General features: G+C 61.5%; 23 protein-coding genes and 1 pseudogene. 7 read left to right on the top strand and 17 right to left on the bottom strand.

Features of this window, described 5'->3' with window-relative positions; all coding sequences use genetic code 11:
• Positions 1 to 6: 6 nt before the first annotated feature.
• From AKL25_RS12800 to AKL25_RS12785, 4 genes and pseudogenes are all read right to left on the bottom strand, one after another.
• Positions 7 to 747, bottom strand: a complete 741-nt coding sequence (locus AKL25_RS12800; protein ID WP_050478203.1) for an LrgB family protein — start codon at positions 745 to 747, stop codon at positions 7 to 9.
• Positions 740 to 1,147: a CidA/LrgA family protein gene (locus tag AKL25_RS12795; RefSeq protein WP_050478059.1), complete on the bottom strand. Its 408-nt coding sequence runs from the start codon at positions 1,145 to 1,147 to the stop codon at positions 740 to 742. The genes AKL25_RS12800 and AKL25_RS12795 overlap by 8 nt, the downstream gene beginning before the upstream one ends.
• A gap of 28 nt (positions 1,148 to 1,175) precedes the next feature.
• Positions 1,176 to 1,654 (bottom strand): annotated as a pseudogene (locus AKL25_RS12790) (acyl-CoA thioesterase).
• Positions 1,655 to 1,875: 221 nt separating this feature from the next.
• The gene (locus AKL25_RS12785; protein WP_050478202.1) at positions 1,876 to 2,793 is read right to left on the bottom strand and encodes a 2-hydroxyacid dehydrogenase; all 918 of its coding nucleotides are present in this window, start codon (positions 2,791 to 2,793) and stop codon (positions 1,876 to 1,878) included.
• Positions 2,794 to 3,235: 442 nt separating this feature from the next.
• On the opposite strand from AKL25_RS12785, the gene AKL25_RS12780 reads away from it, so the two are divergent.
• From AKL25_RS12780 to AKL25_RS12770, 3 genes are all read left to right on the top strand, one after another.
• Complete coding sequence (locus tag AKL25_RS12780) at positions 3,236 to 3,940, top strand: MgtC/SapB family protein (protein ID WP_050478058.1); 705 nt, start codon at positions 3,236 to 3,238, stop codon at positions 3,938 to 3,940.
• A 116-nt stretch (positions 3,941 to 4,056) separates the two neighbouring features.
• Positions 4,057 to 4,413: a hypothetical protein gene (locus AKL25_RS12775; RefSeq protein WP_050478057.1), complete on the top strand. Its 357-nt coding sequence runs from the start codon at positions 4,057 to 4,059 to the stop codon at positions 4,411 to 4,413.
• Positions 4,414 to 4,671: 258 nt separating this feature from the next.
• A complete protein-coding gene (locus AKL25_RS12770) occupies positions 4,672 to 6,237 on the top strand; it encodes a sensor domain-containing diguanylate cyclase (RefSeq protein WP_050478056.1) in 1,566 nt (521 codons plus the stop codon).
• Positions 6,238 to 6,279: 42 nt separating this feature from the next.
• On the opposite strand, the gene AKL25_RS12765 is transcribed toward AKL25_RS12770, so the two are convergent.
• The 3 genes from AKL25_RS12765 to AKL25_RS24220 all read right to left on the bottom strand — a co-directional run bounded on the left by AKL25_RS12765 (position 6,280) and on the right by AKL25_RS24220 (position 7,248).
• The gene (locus tag AKL25_RS12765; protein WP_050478055.1) at positions 6,280 to 6,513 is read right to left on the bottom strand and encodes a hypothetical protein; all 234 of its coding nucleotides are present in this window, start codon (positions 6,511 to 6,513) and stop codon (positions 6,280 to 6,282) included.
• Between the two features lie 133 nt (positions 6,514 to 6,646).
• Positions 6,647 to 6,898, bottom strand: a complete 252-nt coding sequence (locus AKL25_RS12760) for a DUF6139 family protein (RefSeq protein WP_050478201.1) — start codon at positions 6,896 to 6,898, stop codon at positions 6,647 to 6,649.
• Positions 6,898 to 7,248: a hypothetical protein gene (locus tag AKL25_RS24220; protein WP_157050633.1), complete on the bottom strand. Its 351-nt coding sequence runs from the start codon at positions 7,246 to 7,248 to the stop codon at positions 6,898 to 6,900. The genes AKL25_RS12760 and AKL25_RS24220 overlap by 1 nt, the downstream gene beginning before the upstream one ends.
• A 15-nt stretch (positions 7,249 to 7,263) precedes the next feature.
• Between AKL25_RS24220 and AKL25_RS12755 the strand changes: the two genes are divergently transcribed.
• The 4 genes from AKL25_RS12755 to AKL25_RS12740 all read left to right on the top strand — a co-directional run bounded on the left by AKL25_RS12755 (position 7,264) and on the right by AKL25_RS12740 (position 12,173).
• Positions 7,264 to 8,154 carry a LysR family transcriptional regulator gene (locus AKL25_RS12755; RefSeq protein ID WP_050478054.1) on the top strand — a complete coding sequence of 297 codons (891 nt, stop codon included), beginning with the start codon at positions 7,264 to 7,266 and terminating at the stop codon, positions 8,152 to 8,154.
• A 174-nt stretch (positions 8,155 to 8,328) separates the two neighbouring features.
• Positions 8,329 to 8,796, top strand: coding sequence for a (2Fe-2S)-binding protein (locus AKL25_RS12750; RefSeq protein ID WP_050478053.1), 468 nt, complete (start codon positions 8,329 to 8,331; stop codon positions 8,794 to 8,796).
• Positions 8,793 to 11,093, top strand: a complete 2,301-nt coding sequence (locus AKL25_RS12745) for a xanthine dehydrogenase family protein molybdopterin-binding subunit (protein WP_050478052.1) — start codon at positions 8,793 to 8,795, stop codon at positions 11,091 to 11,093. The genes AKL25_RS12750 and AKL25_RS12745 overlap by 4 nt, the downstream gene beginning before the upstream one ends.
• A gap of 51 nt (positions 11,094 to 11,144) precedes the next feature.
• Positions 11,145 to 12,173: an XdhC family protein gene (locus tag AKL25_RS12740; protein ID WP_050478051.1), complete on the top strand. Its 1,029-nt coding sequence runs from the start codon at positions 11,145 to 11,147 to the stop codon at positions 12,171 to 12,173.
• Between the two features lie 18 nt (positions 12,174 to 12,191).
• On the opposite strand, the gene AKL25_RS12735 is transcribed toward AKL25_RS12740, so the two are convergent.
• From AKL25_RS12735 to mdcC, 10 genes are all read right to left on the bottom strand, one after another.
• The gene (locus tag AKL25_RS12735; RefSeq protein WP_050478050.1) at positions 12,192 to 12,815 is read right to left on the bottom strand and encodes a nucleotidyltransferase family protein; all 624 of its coding nucleotides are present in this window, start codon (positions 12,813 to 12,815) and stop codon (positions 12,192 to 12,194) included.
• Between the two features lie 80 nt (positions 12,816 to 12,895).
• A complete protein-coding gene (locus AKL25_RS12730; protein WP_050478049.1) occupies positions 12,896 to 14,998 on the bottom strand; it encodes a putative bifunctional diguanylate cyclase/phosphodiesterase in 2,103 nt (700 codons plus the stop codon).
• Between the two features lie 14 nt (positions 14,999 to 15,012).
• A complete protein-coding gene (locus AKL25_RS12725) occupies positions 15,013 to 15,459 on the bottom strand; it encodes a response regulator (RefSeq protein WP_050478048.1) in 447 nt (148 codons plus the stop codon).
• Positions 15,460 to 15,474: 15 nt separating this feature from the next.
• Positions 15,475 to 16,773: an ATP-binding protein gene (locus AKL25_RS12720; RefSeq protein ID WP_050478047.1), complete on the bottom strand. Its 1,299-nt coding sequence runs from the start codon at positions 16,771 to 16,773 to the stop codon at positions 15,475 to 15,477.
• 357 nt (positions 16,774 to 17,130) lie between these two features.
• Positions 17,131 to 18,063 carry an ACP S-malonyltransferase gene (locus tag AKL25_RS12715; protein WP_050478046.1) on the bottom strand — a complete coding sequence of 311 codons (933 nt, stop codon included), beginning with the start codon at positions 18,061 to 18,063 and terminating at the stop codon, positions 17,131 to 17,133.
• Positions 18,060 to 19,037, bottom strand: coding sequence for a triphosphoribosyl-dephospho-CoA synthase MdcB (gene mdcB, locus AKL25_RS12710; protein WP_083444682.1), 978 nt, complete (start codon positions 19,035 to 19,037; stop codon positions 18,060 to 18,062). Before mdcB ends, AKL25_RS12715 begins: the two co-directional genes overlap by 4 nt.
• Positions 19,025 to 19,726, bottom strand: coding sequence for a malonate decarboxylase holo-[acyl-carrier-protein] synthase (mdcG, locus tag AKL25_RS12705; RefSeq protein ID WP_050478199.1), 702 nt, complete (start codon positions 19,724 to 19,726; stop codon positions 19,025 to 19,027). The genes mdcB and mdcG overlap by 13 nt, the downstream gene beginning before the upstream one ends.
• Positions 19,710 to 20,426: a biotin-independent malonate decarboxylase subunit gamma gene (gene mdcE, locus AKL25_RS12700; protein ID WP_050478045.1), complete on the bottom strand. Its 717-nt coding sequence runs from the start codon at positions 20,424 to 20,426 to the stop codon at positions 19,710 to 19,712. The genes mdcG and mdcE overlap by 17 nt, the downstream gene beginning before the upstream one ends.
• Positions 20,423 to 21,337: a biotin-independent malonate decarboxylase subunit beta gene (locus tag AKL25_RS12695; protein ID WP_050478044.1), complete on the bottom strand. Its 915-nt coding sequence runs from the start codon at positions 21,335 to 21,337 to the stop codon at positions 20,423 to 20,425. The genes mdcE and AKL25_RS12695 overlap by 4 nt, the downstream gene beginning before the upstream one ends.
• Entirely contained in the window at positions 21,334 to 21,645 is a 312-nt protein-coding gene (gene mdcC, locus AKL25_RS12690; RefSeq protein WP_050478043.1) for a malonate decarboxylase acyl carrier protein, read from the bottom strand. Before mdcC ends, AKL25_RS12695 begins: the two co-directional genes overlap by 4 nt.

Raw genomic sequence — 21,645 nt, 5'->3', positions numbered from 1 at the left:
CAAGCGTTAGCGCGCCAGCAGCCCCGCAAAGACCGGAATCAGCCACGGCGCCAGGAAAGCCGTCAGCACGCCGTTCAGACCCATGCCGAGGCCGGCGAAGGCGCCCATCTCGGGACTGACCTGGAAGGCGCGCGCCGTGCCGATGCCGTGCGAAGTCACGCCGAGCGCAAAGCCGCGCACTTCCGCCGAATCGATGCGCATGCGATTGAACAGGAAGCGCGCCGCAATCGCGCCGAAGATGCCGGTGCTGATCACCAGCACCGCCGTCAGCGCAGGCAGGCCGCCGAGCTTTTCCGCCACGCCCATGGCGATCGGCGTGGTGGCGGATTTGGGGCCGATCGACACCGCCAGTTGGTAGGATCCGCCGAGCAGCACGGTCAAGGTCACCGCCGACACGATCGCCGTGGCCGAGCCGGCCAGCAAGCCGCACAGCAAAGGCAAAAAGGAGCTGCGCAAACGCGGCAGCTGGCGCGCCAGCGGAATCGCCAGCGCCACTGTCGCCGGTCCCAGCAGAAAGTGGACGAACTGGGCGCCGGCGAAGTATTCGCTGTACGGCATCCCAGTCACCAGCAACGCGGTACTGACCAGCGCGATGGCGATCGCCACCGGATTGGCCAGCGGCGAGAATTTGCAACGGCCATAGATCCAATAGGCCACGACATAGGCGCACAAGGTCAGCGTCAGGCCCAGCAGCGGCGACGCCGAGAGATAGACCCAGATCAGGCCGAACGGCGGCAACTCACGCATGGCCATCCTCCTTGCCGTCTTTCTTGGCTTCGTCCGGCTCGCCGAGCGTAGCTTCGCGCCGCTTCTGCCAGTTCATGACTGCGCGCGTGACGGTCGCTGTGACGGCCAGCGTCAGCAAGGTGCTGACTGCGACCGCCAGGATAACCGTCATCCAGTGCCCTTTGACCTGGCCTGCCGCGGCGACGATGCCGACGCCTGCCGGCACAAACAGCAGCGACAGATGCCGCAGCAATTCGGAAGCCGTCGCTTCGACTTTTTCCAGCAAAGGCGGATACGCCACCAGGCTGAAAAACAGCAGCAGCATGCCGACGACGGGACCGGGAATCGGAAGTTTCAGGGCGAAGGTGATGCCTTCGCCGAGACATTGGAACACCAGCAGGGTCGCGAAACTGGCAAGCATTTCACTCCCCTTGGCTAGATGTGATCAATCAGGACAGCTTGGCTTCTTCAAAACGCTGCGACAGTTCGGCGCGCAGTTTCTTGCGCAGCTTGGCCGCTTCGAAACGGCGCTTTTCTTCCCCCGTGAACGGGCGCAGCGAGGGCACCGCCACCGGCTTGCGCTCGCCGTCGACGGCCACCATGGTGAAGAAGCAGCTGTTGACGTGGCGCACTTCCTGGGTGCGGATGTTCTCGGCCACCACCTTGATGCCGACTTCCATCGACGAGGTGCCGGTGTGATTGACACTGGCCAGGAAGCTCACCAGTTCGCCGACGTGGATGGGCTGGCGAAACATCACCTGGTCCACGCTCAGCGTCACCACGTATTGGCCGGCATACCGGCTGGCGCACGCGTAAGCGACCTGGTCGAGGAATTTGAGAATGGTGCCGCCGTCACGTTGCCGGAAAAATTGGCCATGTCGGGCGTCATCAGGACGGTCATGGTGAGTTGGTGAGATGGCATGTCCATGGTGCGCGGCTTTCTCTTTTTCGATGAATTCAGGTTGTATGCGTTATTTACGTCGCGCCGCCGGCTAACTTGAAGCAGCCCCCCTGCAAAAAGCGGGCGCCCCTGCATCTCCCGACGCAGCGCAACAAAGCGGCAAGCCTAACTGGAATCATCCTGCCAGGCAAGTCAAAAGCTAAGCAAGTTCCCTGCCCAGCCGCTCCGCTATGCCCCTTGGCCTGTACTCAGACGGTGCTGGAGAAATGCGCCTCGGCGTTGCGCAAGAACTTGTCGACCGATGCCGTAATGGCTTCCGGCGACCAGCCTGCCATATGCGGCGTCAGCACCACGTTCTTGAATTCCAGCAATTCCAGCGGCGGATTCGGTTCGCTCTCATAGACATCCAGACCGGCGCCGCCGATTTCGCCTTTGCGCAAGGCCTCGGCCAGCGCCGCGGTATCGACCACGCTGCCGCGTGAGATATTGACCAGAAAGCCCTTGGGGCCCAGCGCCTGCAATTCGCGCGCACCAATCAGATGCCGCGTCGCAGCGCCGCCGGGCGTGGCCATCACGATCACGTCGCACCAGCTTGCCAGTTGCGGCACGCTTTCAAAATACTGGTGATCGACGTCGTCGCGGCGCGAACGGTTGAAATAGCCGATCTGCATATCGAAGGCGGCGGCGCGGCGTGCGATTTTCTTGCCGATAGTGCCCAGGCCGACCACACCCAGACGTTTGCCGGCCAGTTGCGGCGGCAAGACCAGGGTGTCGCGCCAGATGCCGCTTCTGCAGGCAATATCGAGCTGCGGAATATTGCGCATCACCGCCAGCACCAGCCCCATCGCATGATCGGCGACGCAATCGTCGTTGGTGCCGGCGCCGGTGGCGATCTTGATGCCGCGCTTTTCGGCATGGGCGCTGTCGATATTCTCGAAACCGGCGCCGAGCGCGCACACCAGCTCCAGTTTGCCCAAGGTATCCATCTCGGCGGCAGTCAACCCTGTCGAGCCGTTGGTCAGCACCACTTTGACGTCTTTGGCGGCGCCGGGAATGGCGGCGTCGCGCGACTGCCTGTCGGGTGCGTAAAGGATTTCAAAAGCGCTGCCGATGGTGGCCTTGCTTTGTTCGGAAAGATGGATAAGGACCAGGAGTTGAGGTTTCATTGTCGGATTGAAATGGAAGAGAAAGGCGTAATCTGCAGACATACAATTTTATGGCGAATTGCGTTGCGACGCTCAGCGCTGCATCGATGCCCTGAAAGCAACACCGGCGGCGCTTGCGCTTGACGCGTTATTTCTCATCCTTTATATTGCGCCCATCTTAATTTTTTGGTGTTAACACGAAGTGGACAGTTGCTCTAGCTATTTAACGCAGACGGGTCGATAACCCGGACACGCTTCCTCTCGCAGCACCATCATTGCTGCAGCCGAAGTTGTTCCGGCTGCAGTGTCGCGGTGAATTCTCACCCTTCCCTCTTCTTCCCGTCTTTTCATTTTTAATGCTTGCGCAGGCGCGCTGTTGTTCGCGCCGGCAAGCACGATGTGCACGCCCATGGCCTTGCAGGATCATGCGGTGTGCGCATCCGGATGTGGAAGGATTTTGCCCATGGATGCACACGTTTTCGCGCTGCGGATTTTGCTGGCGCTGGTTCTCGGTTCCATCATCGGTGCCGAGCGCCAGATGCGTCAGCGCATGGCCGGCTTGCGCACCAACGCGCTGGTGGCGACCGGCGCAGCGCTGTTTGTCATGGTCTCGGCATTCGAGACCGACCCGCAAGGCGCCACGCGCATTGCCTCTTATGTCGTGTCCGGCATCGGTTTCCTCGGCGCCGGCGTGATCATGCGCGAAGGCGCCAACGTACGCGGGCTCAACACCGCCGCCACCTTGTGGTGTTCCGCCGCCATCGGCGTGCTCTCCGGCCTCGGCCACCCGCTGGAAGCCAGCATCGGCGCCGGCGCCATCCTGGGCGCCAACGTGCTGTTGCGCAGCGTCGCCCACCTGATCAACAAGCAGGACCTGCAGCGCGCCACCGAAGTCGAGCAGGTCTACCGTCTCTCCATCGTCTGCCGTCCCGACGATGAAGTCCAGGTCCGCACGCTGATGCTGCATATGCTCAACGGCATGCCGCACCTGGTCGTGCAATCGCTGCACAGCGAAGACCTGCCTTCCGGCAATCAGCTGGAAGTGCGCGCCGACCTGATCACCTCGCCCAGCAATCATTTGCAGCTGGAACAGATCGTCAGCCGGGTCAGCCTGGAAAAAGGCGTCAGCGCGGCGCGCTGGGCCGTGCTCAATGTCGTCGAAGTATAGGCGCCGGGCGTTACAGTAAAAACAGCAGCACCGCAGTTACACAGAAGTCACACATAAAAAGGAACATTCCGCGCCCCGAGGGCAACGCGGAATGTTCCGGGGAAGGGAGCAAAGCCATGCGCATCACCAAACTGGAAACCAAACTCGATACCTTTTTCAACGGCAACTATTTCCTGAGCAATACGTCGCAGGCGCCGCTGCAACGCTTGCCTTACGAGGTGATTGCGTCGTGCCGCAACGAGCAGGCCCAGCACATCGAAGAGCTGATCCTGCTGCAATTGCAGGACGGTTTCGATCAGGGCTATGAACTGGAAATCAAACCGCGCGCGCGTCAGCAACTGGTGGATTACACCATCTCGCTGACCTGCACCACGACCGAACGCGCCGCTTTGGTGCGCCTGGTCAGCCGCCTCGGGCTGGAAAAATGCGTACGCAGCGTGCGCTGGCAAAGCGTTCCCGGCGCGCGGGACTGAGCCTTGCGGTGTGCCGCTGCTGTCGGGGACATAAGTCTCCGGCAAACAGCGAATGCCAATCCACAAGCAAGAGAAATGAGCGGGATTAATTCGTCTTCTCTTTGCGCACATTCCCTGCCATTGCTGCTATCGTGTAAATACTTCGTTGCTATTCTCAATGCCGCTAAAACAAGTAAATTGCACAGGCAGTAGAAACTCTTAGCCCGTAGTTATGTTTCACCGATATCCGTTCACAGAACGAAAATGGAATCGATATAGATGACTACCCCTGAAGAGGCTCCGGCCTCCTCCAGCGCCAAGCGCGTCAACATCCGCATTTTTGCTACCGTCTTTGTCGGGCTGGTCTGCATTTCCATCCTTGCGCTGCACATCTTCTTTTCCTGGAGTGTCCGCAACAAGGACGTCGACGACGCCCAGGTCGCCACCGCCAACCTGTCGCGTGCGCTGGCCGAACATGCGGAAGCGACGCTGACCTCGGCCGATTCGGTGCTGTTCGGCATCGTGCAGCGGCTGGAAGTGGAAGGCAACGATCGCGAAGCGCTGGCGCGCCTGTATCCCTTGCTGGCTTCCTACGTCAAGGAACTGCCGCAGTTGCAGGGCCTGTTCATTTACGACCAGACCGGCAAATGGCTGGTCAATTCGCTCGATGACTCTCCCTGGATGTTGAATAACGCCGATCGCGAGTATTTCATCTTCCACATGACCCACACCGACCGCAACGCGCACATCGGCGTGCCGGTCAAAAGCCGCTCCACCGGCGACTGGATCATCCCTGTATCGCGCCGCATCAACCGCCCCGACGGCAGTTTTGCGGGCGTCGCCCTGGCGACGGTGCCGGTTGCGTATTTCCTGAAGTTTTACACCAGCCTCGATACCGGAAAAAAAGGGGAAATCCTGCTGGCGTCGCAAGCCGGCATCATGCTGGCCGAGCATCCTTTGCAAGTGGATTCCATCGGCAAGAACATCAGCAACGGCAATCTGGTCAGCGAACACGCCCGCCGCAACAAGCGCGGCGTGGCCATGATCCAATCGTCGCGCGACGGCCTGCTGCGCATCTACAGCTACAAGCGGCTGGAGAAATACCCGCTGTTCGTCACTGCCGGCGTGTCTTACGACGAAGTCCTCGCCGGCTGGCGCACCGAGACGCTACTGCAATCGATAGGCGTGCTGATCCTGGTGGCGATGCTGGCCTGGCTGGGAAAACGTCTGGTCGATCAGATCAAACTGCGCGCCCAGGCCCAGCAAAAGCTGCTGTCCGCACGTGAAAAGCTGGTGGAAATGAACAAGGCCTTGCAGAAGATGGCGCTGGAAGACAGTCTCACCGGCGTCGCCAACCGGCGCCAGTTCGATGTCACGCTGGCCAATGAATTCAACCGCGCCAAACGCGAGAGCCAGCCGCTGGCGCTGCTGATGATCGATGTCGACCATTTCAAGAAATACAACGATACCTACGGCCATCCGGCCGGCGACGTGTGCCTGCAGAAGATCGGCAAGGTGATACAGATGAACCGTCCCGGCGACCTGTCGGCCCGTTACGGCGGCGAAGAGTTCGCCATCCTGCTGCCCAATACCGACCTCAGGGGGGCGATCGTTGTTGCGGAAAAAATCTGCGCCGACGTGCGCAATCTGAATATTCCGCACGGCAAGAACCCGACCGGCATCGTCACCATCAGCGTCGGCGTCCAGTCCATCGTGCCGAACAAGAACTGCAACCTGATGGATCTCGTCAGCGCGTCCGACAAGGCGCTCTACACCGCCAAGGCGCGCGGACGCGACCAGGTGTGCAGCAGCGACGACGAGATTCCTCCTGCCTGCGGCCCCTGATCGCAGCTAGGCGCTGCGGATATGTTCCGGCCAGCCCTGTGGCTAGTGGTGCGGCAGCATCTCCACCGCCGCCTTGCGGGCTTCCTGCTCGGCCGACTTTTCATCTTCAAAAGTGGTATCCAGCAAGACCCGCTGCGACGGGAAAATGGCGTTGCGATGCATGGGATTGGTCGACGGGCCGAAAATCGCTACCGTCGCCGCCCAGTTATTGCAGTCCGAAACCAGCTTCACGCCCGAATACTCGATTTCATAATCGCCTACGTGTTCTATCGGCATGGTATGTCTCCTCGTTTGCGTGCGGTTTGCCATGGGCTTGCCACGGGTTTTCCATCTGTTGGCGGAAGCGATGGCTTCCTTACATTACGCTCTTTTCCTGTTGTTTTGTTCTTTCACTGAGTTGAAGCGGCGATCAATGTGCGTCGGTATCGGTAGTGCGGTCGCCCAGATGGCTGATCGCATAACCCTTTTCACCGATCTGGTGAAAGGCGTCATCGGGATTGAGCGTGAAATGTTTCTTGCCGTCGCGCTCAAAATCCACGTTCAGTTCGTGTACCAGCCAATCGGTACTGGCAACTTCCTGAGGCAAAGGCTTTTCGGTCGGAACAACGAGATAAGAACAGAGATTGCTGTCTTCAGACCTTTTGTACACATCCACTTTCATCATTTCTCCCTTGCCGGTTTGTCAATCATTGCTACGTTCGGAAATACGTGCTTTTCAGCATGATCTTCAAGTGGGACTAGGGTAAAAATCATTAGTTCAACCGGATTTCCGCGGCATTCCGGGACCGTCATCGAGCTGCGCTTTTGCCTTGCTTTCGGTATGCGCAACGGCTTTTCTGGCCTCTCCGCCACTCCTCTCTTCACCATAGACCATTCGCGCCGGATTGCAGGAATTGCCTCGTTCGCATCCAAAATTCCCGTTTGTGGAATAATGCCTGACGCGCAAAATGCTCCCTCAAGCGGGCATAAAAACGCTGCAACAGGGAGAGCAAGCTGAACCGCATCGAGCAATTACGGATTTTTTGCATGGCCGCAGAAAGCACCAACTTTCGCGAGGCTGCCGTGCGCATGGGCATCTCGCCGCAAGTGGTCACCCGCGCCGTCAAGGAGCTGGAAGCAGCCTTCGGCGAGCTGCTGTTTCACCGCAATACGCGCCAGGTGCGCATCACGGCGTTCGGCGAGCGCCTCATGCATCGCGCCAAGATGTCGATCAACGCACTCGACGACTTGTTCCTCGACAACAACCACCGCAACGACAACGAGTTGCGCGGCCTGGTCCGCATCACCGCGCCCAGCACGCTGACACGCACTCATTTGCTGCCGCTGCTGAACAAGATTGCGCTCGCGCATCCCAACATCACTCTGGATCTGCGCCTGTCGGAAGTCATCACCGATGCGGTCGACGACAAGATCGACATCGGCATCCGCGTCGGTTTCCTGCGCGACAGCCGTTATGTCGCGCGTCCGGTCGCCAAGGTGGCTTTTTTCGTCTGCGCCAGCCCGGCGCTGATCGCGCGCTGCGGCGTCCCCACCACGCTGGAACAACTGGTGGAACATCCGATGAGCGCCATCGTCGACCGCAACACCGGCCGCATCTGGCCCTGGTATTTCGCCGACGGCCAGCAAGTCGGTCCGCGCCTGCCGGCCTTCATCACCGACGATCCCGACACCGAGCGGCGCTCCGTGCTCGACGGCGTTGCCTTCGGCCAACTGACGGCCTTCATGGCCATGCCTTACATCCGCAGCGGCGAACTGGTGACGGTGCTGCCGGAGCTGGAACCGACGCCGTGGGACCTCTATGTCTACCGTCCTCAGCGCGGACCGGTGCCGGCGCGTGTGCGGCTGGTGTTTGACGCGCTGGTCGATGCACTTTCCGCTTCGGGAGATTTTCCGATCGACTCGAAATCGGCCACGTAGGCCTCCCCGCAGAATTATTCCTCAAATAGGAATCGAGAATTCCAAAGCTTTCCATTTCAACGCTTGGTAATCATTGCGATACTCCGACATCGCTAAGGATTTGCTGCTACATTGCCTATGGCAGCGAAATATTCCTTCATTAGGTCCCCCCCAAGTCGGAAAGGTATAAGAACAATGCCCACGCTCACCATCAACGGCAAACAGCACAACGTCGATTTGCCCGAAGACACCCCCATCCTCTGGACCCTGCGCGACCAGCTCGGCATGACCGGCACCAAATTCGGCTGCGGCATGGCCTTGTGCGGCGCTTGTACGGTCCATCTGGACGGCCAGCCGATCCGCTCCTGCATCACGCCGATTTCCGCCGCTGCCGGCAAACAGATCACCACCATCGAAGCAGTGGCTGAAGACAAAGTCGGCAAATCGGTGCAAGACGCCTGGATGGCGCTCGGCGTGCCGCAATGCGGCTACTGCCAGGCAGGCCAGATCATGTCCGCCACGGCGCTGCTGAAGACCACGCCGAATCCGACCGACAAGGACATCGACGACGCCATGAGCGGCAACATCTGCCGCTGCGGCACCTACACGCGCATCAAGGCCGCCATCAAGCAGGCCGCGGCACAGAACGGAGGCGCAAAATGAGCGCAGTCTTCGATAATGCAGGCAAAGTGCAACTGAGCCGCCGCAGCCTGCTCAAGGGCATCGCCTCCTTCACCGGCCTGGCGCTGACGGTTGGCGTCAATGGCATTGTCACGGCCGCCGACGCGCCCAAATACGGCGGCGACGGTATGCCCGGCGGCCTCAAGGACAGCGCCTTGCTGTTCGTTTCCATCGGCGCCGACGGCATCGTCACCATCGTCGCCCATCGCTCCGAAATGGGCCAGGGCGTGCGCACCAGCCTGCCCATGGTCGTGGCGGACGAGCTGGAAGCCGACTGGAGCCGCGTGCGCGTGATGCAGGCGCAAGGCGACCAGGAAAAATACGGCAACCAGAACACCGACGGCTCGCGCAGCATGCGTCACTCTTTCGGCCCCATGCGCCAGGTCGGCGCCACCGCCCGCCTGATGCTGGAGACTGCCGCCGCCGCGCGTTGGAAAGTCCCGCTCGCCGAAGTCGAAACCAAAAACCACGAGCTCATCCACAAGCCCAGCGGCCGCAAGCTCGGCTTCGGCGACGTCGCCGCTGACGCCGCCAAACTGCCGCTACCGGCACGCGAGGCAGTTCGTCTCAAGACGCCGCAGCAGTTCCGCTACATCGGCAAGGACAGCACCCGCGGCATCGACCTGCACGACATCGTCACCGGCAACACGCAATACGGCATCGACACCCGCCTCGAAGGCATGGTGTACGCCGTCATCGCCCGTCCGCCGGTGTTCGGCGGCAAACTGGCCAGCGTCGACAGCAGCGAAGCGCTGAAAATCCCCGGCGTGATCCGCGTCGTCGAACTCAAAGGCAGCCCGCCGCCGGCGCTGTTCAATCCGCTCGGCGGCGTCGCCGTGATCGCGCGCAATACCTGGGCTGCAATCAAGGGCCGCGAAGCGCTCAAGCTGACCTGGGACAACGGCCCCAATGGATCCTACGATTCAGCCGAATACCGCAAGACCATGGAAGCCGCTGCGCGCAAGCCGGGCAAGGTCGTGCGTAATAACGGCGACACGATGGCGGCGCTGTCGGGCGCCGCACGCCGCATCGAGGCCGAATATTATCTGCCTCACATCGCTCACGCGACCATGGAACCGCCAGCTGCCGTCGCCCGCATCGTCGACGGCAAATGCGAAGTCTGGGCCTGCGTGCAGGCGCCGCAAGCCACGCGCGAAACCGTGGCCGGCCATCTGGGCCTGAAGCCGGAACAAGTCACCGTCAACGTCACCTTGCTGGGCGGCGGCTTCGGCCGCAAGTCCAAGCCGGACTTCGCTGCGGAAGCGGCCCTGCTGTCCAAGGCCATGAACGGCGCGCCGGTCAAGGTCACCTGGACGCGCGAAGACGACATCCATCACGATTACCTGCACACCGTTTCGGTCGAACATCTGGAAGCCTCGCTCGACGCCAACGGCAAGGTCAACGCTTGGCTGCATCGCACGGTGGCGCCGACCATTGCGTCGATCTTCGTCGCCGGCGCCAAGGGCGAAGCGCCGTTCGAACTGGGCATGTCGGCGATCAACATCCCTTACGCGATTCCGAATTTCCGGGTGGAAGCGCCGGAAGTCGAAGCGCATACGCGCATCGGCTGGTTCCGCTCGGTATCGAACATTCCCCACGCTTTTGCCGTCCAATCGTTCAGCGCCGAGCTGGCTGCCGCCGCCAAGCGCGACCATCGCGACTACCTGCTGGAACTGATCGGTCCGGCACGCAAGATCAGTCCGTCGGAGATGTCCGACGGCTGGAACTACGGCGAATCGCCCGAACGCTATCCGCTCGACACCGGCCGCATGCGCGGCGTGATCGAGCTGGCAACCGCGAAGGCCGGCTGGGGACGCAAGCTGCCCAAGGGCCGCGGGCTGGGTCTGGCGGTATGCTACAGCTTCGTCACGTATATCGCGGCGGTGGTTGAAGTGGTCGTCAACGACGAAGGCGAAGTATCGATTCCACGCGTCGACGTCGCCGTCGATTGCGGCCCGTCGATCAACCCGGACCGTATCCGCTCGCAAGTCGAGGGCGCCTGCATCATGGGCATCAGCCTGGCGATGACGGGCGAGATCTCGTTCAAGAACGGCGCCGTGGAGCAAAGCAACTTCCACGACTACGAAGTCTTGCGCGCCTTCGCCGCACCGGGCCAGATCCAGGTGCACATCGTGCCGCATACGCTGGACGTGCCGCTGGGCGGCGTCGGCGAACCGGCCACCCCGACCATCGCGCCGGCGCTGTGCAATGCGATCTTTGCGGCAACCGGCAAGCGTATCCGCCAGTTGCCGATACGCGAGCAGCTGAAAAAAGCATGATGAGCGCAACAAGCAAGGCAAACCGTCAGTTTTAGTCAATCCGGAGCACCCATGGAATCCATCGACTTCGACGTCCTCAATACCGCCCTCGCCTGGCACGAGCAGGGACACCGCGTCCTGCTCGGCACCGTCACCCACACCTGGGGATCGGCGCCGCGCCCGGTCGGCTCGATGATGGCGATTCGCGGCGACGGCCATGTGCGCGGTTCCGTCTCCGGCGGTTGCGTGGAGGACGATCTGATCCGCCGCATCCAGGGCGGTGAATTGCAGGATGCCTTGCCGTTCGAATTGAAGTACGGCCTCACCGCCGACGAAGCGCATCGCTTCGGCCTGCCTTGCGGCGGCACTCTGGAAATCATGATGGAGCCGGTCTCGGCCGCATCGCGCATCGCCGAGTTGCTGGCCGCCGTGCGCCAGGGTCTGCGCGTGACGCGCACGCTGGATCTCGACACCGGCGCGGCGACGCTGGCCACCGACAGCGACGCGCGCCAGACGCTGGTGCAGGATCGACAACTGATTGCGCCGTTCGGCCCGCGCTATCGCCTGATCATCATCGGCGCCGCACAGATGTCGCGTTATGTGGCCCAGTTTGCGCTGGCGCTGGACTACCAGGTGATCGTCTGCGATCCGCGCGAAGAATATCTGAAGGAATGGGATATCGCCGGCGTCGAACTCTCCGACGAAATGCCCGATGATCTGCTGCTGCGCCTGCAACTGGATGCCAACAGCGCCGTCGTCACGCTCACCCATGATCCCAAGCTGGACGACATGGCGCTGATCGAAGCGCTCAAGTCGCCGGCTTTCTATATCGGCGCCATCGGCTCGCGCACCAACAACATCAAGCGCCGCGAGCGGCTGGCCCTGTTCGACATCAGCAACGCCGAGATCGACAAGCTGCACGGCCCGGTCGGCTTGTTCCTCGGTGCGCGTACGCCGCCGGAAATCGCCGTCGCCATCCTGGCCGAAATGACCGCCATCCGCAACGGCGTCTCCATCTCGCAGACCCATGCCGCACGCACCGATCCCCTGCCGGACGCGGAAGGCGGCGGCAGTTGCATGGTCGGTGAATTCACCAGATAAGAGACGGGGTGTTTGCCGTCAACCGGCGTTGCCGTAAGCAGCAAGATCGGCGCGCGTATCGATGTCGCGGTGAATGCCGGGGTCGTTGACGGGAATCTCGTTGACCGGAAAAGCCTTCAGCAATTCACGCGCACCGCGGTCGCCGCTTAATTGCAGCAGGCCGTCCAGATGTGTGCGGCCGAAAGCCACCGGATTGCCGCGTTGGCCCAGATAAACCGGCACGGCGATATCGACGCCGTCCCTGAGCGCCGCCAGCAGGCCGCCATGCGTCGAGGTCTGCACATGCGGCATGTCGCCCAGCGCGATGATCCAGCCGCCCGCATCCTGCGCATGCCGGATGCCGCACATCAGCGAGGCGCTCATGCCTGCGCCTGCATCGGCACATTCCACCAGCGCGCAACCGATCGACGACAGCCGCCGGGCCACTTCGCCTTGCGCGTCATTGACTACCGCCACGACCGGCACGACCGCCAGCAGTTTGCGCGCGGCAGCGACAACGACGCAGTCATCCGAATCCGGCAAGGCCGCCAGCAGCTTGTTGTCGGTCCCGCCGGGGTCGAAGCGGGAGCCTTTTCCGGCAGCCAGCAAGAGGCCGCGAAAGGAAGAAGATGGGGGAAAGGAAGAAGAAATTGCAGAGCTCATGGACGCCGATTATCCATCAAAATCGTCTCCGTGCAACGGCCATGTCGCAGGCGTCAGCGCTGCGTCAGGGTGGCACAGCCTCAGCTACCCTTGATATGCTGCAACAGGAATTGAGTGCAGGCATCCACCGCCAAGGGCCTGCTGAAATAATAGCCTTGCACCTTGTCGCAACCGTTCTGTTTCATCACATCGTACTGTCCCTGATCTTCCACGCCTTCGGCCAGCACTTCCAGATGCAGGCTGCGTGCCAGCGCGATGACGGCTTTGGCGATGGCGAGATCGTCGGCATCGGTGGTGACGTCCTGCACGAAGGAGCGATCGATCTTCAACTGATCCACCGGGAAGCGCTTGAGGTAATTGAGGTTGGAATAGCCGGTGCCGAAGTCGTCAATCGACAGCCGCACGCCCATGGCCTTGAGCAATTTCATGACCTCGATGCTTTTTTCCGGGCTTTCCATGGACGCGCTTTCGGTCAGTTCCAGCTCCAGGCAACGTGAATCGAAACCGCTGTCTTCCAGGGCATGGCGCACCACGCTGGCCAGATTATTCAATGCAAACTGTTTGGCCGACAAATTGATCGCCATGGTCAGCCCCTCCACACCCATGTCATGCCAGCGCTTGCCCTGTTCGCAGGCAGTGCGCAGGACCCACTCGCCGATCGGCACGATGAGCCCGGTTTCTTCCGCCAGCGGGATGAACTGCAGCGGCGAGATCATGCCTTTTTCCGGATGCTGCCAGCGCAGCAAGGCTTCGACGCCGACGATCTGCCCGCTCGCCAGCGACACTTGCGGCTGGTAGTGCAGGATCAGTTCATGCTTCTGCACCGCCTGGCGCAGCTGCGATGCCATCTGCAAGCGATGGCTGACCTGGCTGTTCAGGCTGGGGGTATAAAACTGAAAACGCTCGAGCACGTTGTCCATGGCGCGATGCATCGCGACCTCGGCTGCTTGCAGCAAGGCATCGCCGCTGTCGCCGTCGTTGGGATACACCGTCACGCCGATGCTCGATTCCAGATACACGCCTTCATGACCGTCGACGTGATACGGCAGGTCGAGCACATCGATGATCTCCTGCACCACCATGGCGATCTGGTCTTGCGCATGCACATGCAACACCATCGCAAAGCTGGTGTCGCCGAACCGGGCCAGCGTGGCGTCATGCTGCATCAGTCCCGACAGACGGCGGCTGGATTCGACCAGCGCGTCTTCGCTCAGCTGCAAGCCCAGGCTCTCGCGCACGGCGATGGCGCCGCGCACGCCGATCAGGACCACCGCGATCAGTCCCGGACGCTGCTCCCGTTCCACCCGCGTGATGCCTTGCTCCAGGCGGTCGCGCAACAGGCTGCGATTGGGCAAGCCGGTCAGGACGTCGTAGTTGCTCAGGCGATGGACGCGATCTTCCGCCTGCCGCCATTGCGTGATGTCGATGCCGCTGCAAATGAAATTGAGCGCCAGGCCGCTGTCGTCCTGCAGGAAAGTGGTCAGCCACAGAATCTCGCGCCGCTCGCCGCCGGTAGTCAGCCAGCGGCTCTGATATTGCAGCGGTTGCGACTGCAGGTGCCAGTGCAGGAAATGATTGCGTACCTGCTCCATCTCTTCGGTCGGAAAGAACACCTCCCAGAACTGCTTGTCCTGCACCTGCGAGAGGGTATAACCGGTGGTGCGCTCGGCGGCCTGATTGAAGCGCATGATGCGGCCGTCCTTGTCCAGCATCATGCCCAATGCGCCGGTGGTGTCGAAGATGGCGGACAGCAGGTTGCGTTCGGCCTGCAGCGCCTGTTCCATTTTGTGGCGGATCTGGTTCTGGTGCGCTTCCTGCAAGGCGCGTTCCACCGCCGACGGCAGACGCGCCAGATTGGATTTGAGCACGTAGTCGTAGGCGCCCTGCTTGAGCGCCTTGATTGCACGCTCTTCGCCCATGGTGCCGGAGACAAACAGGAAAGGCGTGGCCGGCGTGATCTGTTGCACGATCTGCAGCGCCGACATGCCGTCGAAATTGGGCAGTGAAAAATCGCCCAGGACGATGTCGGGCTGATAGCGGCTCAGGGCATCGAGGAAAGCATCCTCGGTCTCCACCTGATAAACGTCGCAGGCAATACCGGCGCGCACCAGCTCATAGCGCGACAATTCCACATCGCCGGGGTCATCCTCCACCATCAGAATCTTGAGTGTGCCTCTTCTCATCCCATGCCCTGTTTTTATGATGCCGGTACGCGGTTGACGAGCATCCAGTAGAAGCCGGCTTTCTCGACCTCTTCCTGGAAGCTTTCGAAATCCACCGGCTTGACGATGTAGCTGTTGACGCCAAGCTGATAGCACTCGCTCAGATCCTGACCTTCCGCAGAAGACGTCAGCATGACGACCGGGATGGAGCGGGTGGCGGGGTCTTCCTTGATCTTGCGCAATACGTCGATGCCGTTGACTTTGGGCAGTTTGATGTCCAGCAGAATCAGCTTGAGCGGCTCATTCTGCGCGCGATGCGCATAGGCCCCCTGGGCGAAAATGAAATCCAGCGCATCGGCGCCGTCCTGCACCCACTCGACGTTATTGGCGAGCTTCTTCTTTTGCAGCGCGCGCATCGACAACTCGGCGTCGTAGGGGCTGTCTTCGACGAGCAGGATGTCGATTTTTTCAAAGTTGGTCATTGCCGTCCTCCCGCGCTACGCAGGCAAAGTGAAATGAAAGGTGGCGCCCTCGCCGACCACGCCTTCAGCCCAGATCCGCCCGCCGTGCCGCGTCACGATACGGTGCACGATCGCCAGGCCGACGCCGGTTCCTTCGAACTCGCTGACGCGATGCAGGCGCTGGAACACGCCGAACAGCTTGTTGTAATAGCGCATGTCAAAGCCGGCGCCATTGTCGCTGATGGTGTATGTCAGCACGCCATTTTCTTCCGCCCCCCTGATGGCGATATGCGCCTGTTCGCGCTTGGCGCTGAATTTGAAGGCATTCGACACCAGATTGAACCAGACCTGCTTGATCAGCGTAATGTCGCCGCGCGCCGCCGGCAACTCGCCCAGCGACAATGTCGTATCGTTGACGGCAAGGTTCGTCGCTTCCGTGAAAGCTGCCTGCGCCAGCGCGGACATGTCGAGATGGCCGAAGCTGAGTTCCTTGCGTCCCAGCCGGGAAAACTCCAGCAACTCGTCAATCAGCCGCCCCATGTTGCGCGTGTTGTTGCGGATGACGTCCAGCTTGCGCTTTCCCTCCTCGTCCAGCTGGTCGGCGATATCCTCTTCCAGCATGCGTGCGAAACCGTCGATGGCGCGCAGCGGCGCGCGCAAGTCATGCGAGACCGAATAGCTGAAGCTTTCCAGTTCCTTGTTGCTGGTTTCCAGCTTTTCGTTGTTGCGCTTGAGCTCGCGATTCAGTTCGCGGTTGGTTTCTTCCAGCTTGCTGCGCGCCAGGATTTCCAGTTTGAGGGCGCGGTTCAGCGCATGCAGATGCTGGTTGTCGGCGCTGATGTCTTCTGTCAGCTCCGGCAACTCCAGCTCATTGGCGCAGACGATTTTTTGCAGTTCATCGCGACTTTTCTTGAGCAGGACATAGGAGGTGATGTCTTCCGCACGATGCATGATGTAGAGGATGTTGCCATCGGTATCCATCACGGGAAAATTCGACGGACTCCAGTAGCGCTCCTCAAAACCGCTGCCATCGGGCCGTGGCACGTCGTATTTCTGCATCGCCATGGCGTCCGGCATTCTGGTCGCCAGCACCCGCTCCAGCGAGCGGCGCAGGTTGGCGACGCCGTCTGCATTGGGATCGTCCGGATTGTCCGGGAACACGTCGAACAGATGCCGCCCGACAATCTGCGCGCGCCGCGTCAATGTTGCCTGGAGATAAGCGTCGCTGACGGCGGTAATGGTGAAGTCCGGCAGCAGGACCAGAAACAATCCCGGCACCGATTCGAATAGCCGCCGAAAATCTGCAATCTCCATTTCGGAGACTTGTGAAGTCATCGCTTATGTCCGTATCTTGAAAGAGCCGTAAGTAAGTCGAGTACCAAGTCGCATGCCTGCGCGAGCAATGCATCGTTAGTCAGGATGAATTCATTTTCTGCTTGATCTTATTGATCTGCTTGAGCCACTCGATGGCCGCCTGGTTCTTGTCTCATCGCCGGATACTGCGGACACATCCGAAACGCTGTCAGTGGAGCAAGGTTGATTGTTTGTGTATGTTTTTAGGAAACCTGAATGACGAGTCCAATGTACCTAATTGATAGTTACATTTCAAGCGTACGTATGGAGTTTTGAATAGGCGTGTGCAAAGCTTGATTTTTAGTCAACAAACAACTTCCGGGTAGGTTGCTGAAACGCTTACCCGATGCGGCTTTCCAGCCACTTCCTTGCTCCCGCGAGACTGCGAAAATCGGCGAGAGAACGGCACTCGATATGCGGTTGACGTTCACGTAGCATGCGCGACAAAGCCGATCCCGGACCGAGCTCGAGCGCGACCGTGATGCCGCGTTCAGCACACGCATCCATGCAGGCCGACCACAGGATGGTGGTCGTCAATTGCTGCAGCAAACAATGCCTGGCGGCATCTTTGTTTCGGATCTCTTGCGCCGAAATGCCGGCCAGGACCGGAATCGCCGGATCATGAAAATCGGCGCCATCCAATGCCGTCGAGAACGGCGCCAATGCCGACGCCATCAGCGGCGTATGCGAGGCAATGCCGACCGGCAACGAACTCGTCCTGGCGCCTGCTCCTTCGCATTGCCGCCCGGCTGCCTGCAAGTCCGCACTGCGGCCGCCGGCGATCAGGGTATCGAAACCGGTCTGGATCGCCACATAGGCATGGTGCTGCTGCAATATCGCGGCCGCTTCTGCCACCGGCAAGCCGCTGACCGACATCAGACCTTGCTGCGGTTCGTCGTGCAGGCATGCATCCATGTTGCCGGCGCGCGCAATCGCCAGATCGATGGCGACAAATGGCGGCAGCGAGTCGGCAACGCCATACGCCGTCAGTTCGCCGATGCTGTAGCCGGCCACCAGATCGGGCGCCGGCAGCGCGCTGCGCAATACCTGCCACGCCGCCAGGCCGGCAGCGACCACCAGCGGCTGCGCATGGCGATTGGCGAACAGCAGCGCGTCGTCTTGCAGAACGGCGTCGAGCGGATGTCCCAGGCGCTGTTCCAGCGCGTAACCTTGCAAGATCTCCGCGCCGCTTGCGTCATTGCGCAACAGATCGAACATGGCGGCATGCTGGCCGCCTTGTCCGGGACAGAGGATGGCAAAACCTTCGCTCATGCCGGCAAGCCGCTGCCGGACTTGATGCGATCGCCGGCGTTGCCGAAGCAAACCGCGTGCAGCAGGCAAGCCGCCGCCAACAGATCCGCAGCGCCACCGGGGGACAGGCGATGTCGCACGAATTGGCGATGACAGGTTTCCGCCTTGGCTTGCCAGCCGGCATTGGCGGTGCCGCCATCGGCCAGAAACGCGCGGCTGTACTCCTGCACCATCGCCGCTCCGGCACTGCCGCCGCGATGGTAGACATTGGTGTCGCTGACGTGCGCCATCAGCGCGAACAAGGCGTCGACTTTGGCGCATTGCCAGCCGCGTCCGGCATCCAGCGTCGCCTGCAATTGCGGCAAGGCGATGTCGAAGACCGAGGGAAATCCCAGCGCGCCTTCTTCGCGCGCGCCGCCGACGGCATGCTGCGCCGCGACCTGCAAGCCATTGCTGCGGGCATCGCCGGCGCCGGTGTGCGCAGTCAAAGCGTCGCCCCATTGGATGAGCAGCGTGGCGCGCACGGCCTGCGGAGAAAGCGACATGCCTTGCGCCCGGCACGACGCCAGCGCAGCGCACAGCATACCCAGGCCGAAGATCGCACCGCGATGGGTGTTGACGCCGGCGGTGGCGCGCAGCATGCGCTGCTCGGCCCTGATGCCGAGCTGCTTGAGTTCGCTGAATGGCGCACTGCGCGCCCCGGCCTCGGCAATGTCGATGAAGTAACGTCGCAAGGAAAACAGACTGCGCATGAAGGTCGTTGCATCCATGTCGTCATGGCTGCCATTGTCGACCGGCGAGACCAATCCTGGCTTGGGATAGAGCACCAGCTCCTGATACAGGCTGCGCACCGCCTCGCGCGCCAGCCTGCGACAAAAATCGCGCAGGCTGCGTTGCCGCCGTCGCCGCTCGGTATAGTGCGGCGCGGTCGCCAGACGCATTACCGGCAATGTCGACATCAAAGGCTGATTGACGAGAGAATTCAGGCCGGACATGTCGCCCCTTTCTGTGCTTCGCGATTGTTCAGCATCGTGAGCAGCTCGCCGACGCGCACGAGCGCCACGTCGCGGCTGCGCTTGAGCAATACGCGGTTATCCGGATGACGGCGGGCTTGCGCCCATTCTTTCCACGACACCGCGGCGTCGTCGGGGAAAACCACTTCGCCGTCCAGCGGCAAGGTTTGCGCATGACGTTCGAGCAAATGCATCCCTTCCGTCAGCTGCGACTCGCTCAACGGACGGAACAACAAGTCGATATCGGAAGATGCGCGCAGATACGCCTGCCCTGTCAGCGCCTGCAACGCCAACGAACCATAGACGCTTACGGACAATCCTTGCGCTGCAACTTCGCCGTCCAGTTGGCGCAACCCGTCTCGCCATGAAGGCGTCACATGCGAAATTACGTCACGGATCTCCAGCGGATCCCGCACCAGGCGCACGTGTTCCTTTGCGACACGCAAAGGCAGGCGCAGCTTGTGGCCCTCCGCATCGGGAGGCAGCGCCACACCCAGGCAGATTTCGTCTACCGGACAATCCGCATCCTGGCGACGCACAAGCGCCGGCCAGTCCTGCGTCTGCCACTGCAACGCATGGCGACGGTGTTGGTCCGGCAGTGTCGAGGCGGCATCCTGCCAGCCGCGCTCGCTCAGCCAGACCAGACTGTGTCGCTTATAGCGGCTGGACATCGCTGCCGCCGACGATGGCATTGACGACACGCTGCGACCAGTTGCGGCCGCCGCGTTCCTGACCGAGGGCGGCGCGCCCGTCCCGGTTGTCTGCATCGGCCAGCGCCTGCTTCAGTTGCGCGGCCAGATCGCCGCTCCAGATCTCGGCGACACCGCCCATGCGACGATAGTTTTCCGGCCCCGGCGCAAACACCGGATTGCTCTTCGCCAGTTCGACCAGGCGCTCTTCCGGCACCTTGGTGATACGCGCCATGGCGGGCAAGCCCATCACGCGGATAGTCGCATTCGGCAAGGCGTAGCAAGCGTCGGCCATCAGCCCGCTGGTGATGAAGCCGCCCGACAAGGCCTGGTCGTACACCAGCCCGATGATCTTGTGCCCCTCCTGGCGCGCCAGGGCGATGCATTTGCCCAGATGCGCCATGTAGCTGTTGATGCCCAGCATCTCGTCGCGATGGCGCAGGCGCTGGCCTTGCGTATCGACCAGGATGACGATGGCGCGGCCCGGATGCGCGCGCACCGTTTGCAGGATGGCCTGCGCCTGCGACAGTGCGATCTCGATGCCGATCGGCGTATGGCCGGTGGTGCCGACGACGGTCACGGTCTCGCCGCCAACCTGCGCCGTGCCGGATAAGAATTCGGCCTGCTCGGTAATGCTGTGGCCCTGCGGAAACAGCTCGTCCGCCAATGTTTGCCAGCTCATGGTGTTCCTTTCACGCGATGCGCTTCGACCAGTGCGACGAACGGTCCGGCTTCCAGCATCGGGATCTGCTGCGGCTGTGCTACGCCCAGACGCTCCCAGATCTCCTGCGGATCGGCGGCGTCGCCGAAGCGTGCGATGCGTTGTTCCAGCATGGCTTGTTCCGCTTCCAGCGCTTGCAAGGTCAATGCCGTCGGATGGTTTTTGAATGCCTGCAAGGTCTGTGACGCCGCCGCACGAAACGCTTCGGTGTCGTCGGCCACGATGCCCTGGCAATCGCCCAGCAGGTAGCGATGCTTGCCGCCGGTGGTGCGCCACACCAGCGCACGGTCGCGCGAGTCAAACTCTTCGACGCCGTTGGCGGTTTCGATCACTTCCGGTCCCGACATCGCCAGACGGCCTTCTTCCGACATGATGATGGCGTTGGCGCAGCGCGCAACAATACCCATGCCGCCGAAGCAGCCGTTGGAGCCGCCCACCAGCACGATCACCGGGATGCCGGCCGCACGCGTGTCGAGTACGGCGCGCATCACTTCGGACACGGCGATCAGGCCGGCGTTGGCTTCATGCAGGCGTACGCCGCCGGTTTCGAGCAGCAGGATCACGCCTTCGGCCTGTTCCAGCACGGCGCGCTTGAGCAAGCCGACCAGTTTGGCGCCATGGACTTCGCCCACCGCGCCGCCCATGAAACCGCCCTCCTGCGCTGCCGCAAACATCTTCGCGCCGTTGAGACTGCCGCGCCCCACCACCACGCCGTCGTCGAACGACACCGGCGCATCGAGCTGCCCCAGATGCGGACTGACGATGCGTTTGGACGGCGGCAGGAATTCTTCAAAGCTGCCGGCATCGAACACCAGCGCAATGCGTTCGCGGGCGTTGGCTTCGAGATAACTGGATGTTTTCACCGCCATCATTTGTCCTCCACCAACGCTTCCACCGCCTGATCGAGACGCAGGCTGACCACCGCCGGCGTCGCGCCCATGTCGTTGATCGAAATGCGCGCATCGGCCAGTCGCCAGCGCTTGTTGAAGTCGCCGATGACGGCTTCCCAGATGGCGCCGAAGCCGCGTGCTGCGGTCTTGATTTCCACCGAGCAGCCGCCTTGCAGCTCGGCCGGTTCGATCAGCACTTCCAGATTGCCGGAGCTGACTACGCCGACCAGTTCGGCCTTGGCGGAGAGCTTGCGGGCGCCGTTTTCAAAACGATAGTTCAAGGTTTCCAT

This window comes from Herbaspirillum rhizosphaerae (assembly GCF_001189965.1).
Classification (GTDB): Bacteria; Pseudomonadota; Gammaproteobacteria; order Burkholderiales; family Burkholderiaceae_D; genus Herbaspirillum; species Herbaspirillum rhizosphaerae.
The sequence above is the reverse complement of the archived record's forward strand: the minus strand, read 5'-3'. Positions and strand labels throughout refer to the sequence as shown.

Excerpts from the sequence above, each read along its gene's own strand:
- AKL25_RS12800 (WP_050478203.1), bottom strand. The coding sequence starts at position 747 with ATGCGTGAGTTGCCGCCGTTCGGCCTGATCTGGGTCTATCTCTCGGCG.
- AKL25_RS12795 (WP_050478059.1), bottom strand. The coding sequence starts at position 1,147 with ATGCTTGCCAGTTTCGCGACCCTGCTGGTGTTCCAATGTCTCGGCGAA.
- AKL25_RS12785 (WP_050478202.1), bottom strand. The coding sequence starts at position 2,793 with ATGAAACCTCAACTCCTGGTCCTTATCCATCTTTCCGAACAAAGCAAG.
- AKL25_RS12780 (WP_050478058.1), top strand. The coding sequence starts at position 3,236 with ATGGATGCACACGTTTTCGCGCTGCGGATTTTGCTGGCGCTGGTTCTC.
- AKL25_RS12775 (WP_050478057.1), top strand. The coding sequence starts at position 4,057 with ATGCGCATCACCAAACTGGAAACCAAACTCGATACCTTTTTCAACGGC.
- AKL25_RS12770 (WP_050478056.1), top strand. The coding sequence starts at position 4,672 with ATGACTACCCCTGAAGAGGCTCCGGCCTCCTCCAGCGCCAAGCGCGTC.
- AKL25_RS12765 (WP_050478055.1), bottom strand. The coding sequence starts at position 6,513 with ATGCCGATAGAACACGTAGGCGATTATGAAATCGAGTATTCGGGCGTG.
- AKL25_RS12760 (WP_050478201.1), bottom strand. The coding sequence starts at position 6,898 with ATGAAAGTGGATGTGTACAAAAGGTCTGAAGACAGCAATCTCTGTTCT.
- AKL25_RS12755 (WP_050478054.1), top strand. The coding sequence starts at position 7,264 with ATGGCCGCAGAAAGCACCAACTTTCGCGAGGCTGCCGTGCGCATGGGC.
- AKL25_RS12750 (WP_050478053.1), top strand. The coding sequence starts at position 8,329 with ATGCCCACGCTCACCATCAACGGCAAACAGCACAACGTCGATTTGCCC.
- AKL25_RS12745 (WP_050478052.1), top strand. The coding sequence starts at position 8,793 with ATGAGCGCAGTCTTCGATAATGCAGGCAAAGTGCAACTGAGCCGCCGC.
- AKL25_RS12740 (WP_050478051.1), top strand. The coding sequence starts at position 11,145 with ATGGAATCCATCGACTTCGACGTCCTCAATACCGCCCTCGCCTGGCAC.
- AKL25_RS12735 (WP_050478050.1), bottom strand. The coding sequence starts at position 12,815 with ATGAGCTCTGCAATTTCTTCTTCCTTTCCCCCATCTTCTTCCTTTCGC.
- AKL25_RS12730 (WP_050478049.1), bottom strand. The coding sequence starts at position 14,998 with ATGAGAAGAGGCACACTCAAGATTCTGATGGTGGAGGATGACCCCGGC.
- AKL25_RS12725 (WP_050478048.1), bottom strand. The coding sequence starts at position 15,459 with ATGACCAACTTTGAAAAAATCGACATCCTGCTCGTCGAAGACAGCCCC.
- AKL25_RS12720 (WP_050478047.1), bottom strand. The coding sequence starts at position 16,773 with ATGACTTCACAAGTCTCCGAAATGGAGATTGCAGATTTTCGGCGGCTA.
- AKL25_RS12715 (WP_050478046.1), bottom strand. The coding sequence starts at position 18,063 with ATGAGCGAAGGTTTTGCCATCCTCTGTCCCGGACAAGGCGGCCAGCAT.
- mdcB (WP_083444682.1), bottom strand. The coding sequence starts at position 19,037 with ATGTCCGGCCTGAATTCTCTCGTCAATCAGCCTTTGATGTCGACATTG.
- mdcG (WP_050478199.1), bottom strand. The coding sequence starts at position 19,726 with ATGTCCAGCCGCTATAAGCGACACAGTCTGGTCTGGCTGAGCGAGCGC.
- mdcE (WP_050478045.1), bottom strand. The coding sequence starts at position 20,426 with ATGAGCTGGCAAACATTGGCGGACGAGCTGTTTCCGCAGGGCCACAGC.
- AKL25_RS12695 (WP_050478044.1), bottom strand. The coding sequence starts at position 21,337 with ATGATGGCGGTGAAAACATCCAGTTATCTCGAAGCCAACGCCCGCGAA.
- mdcC (WP_050478043.1), bottom strand. The coding sequence starts at position 21,645 with ATGGAAACCTTGAACTATCGTTTTGAAAACGGCGCCCGCAAGCTCTCC.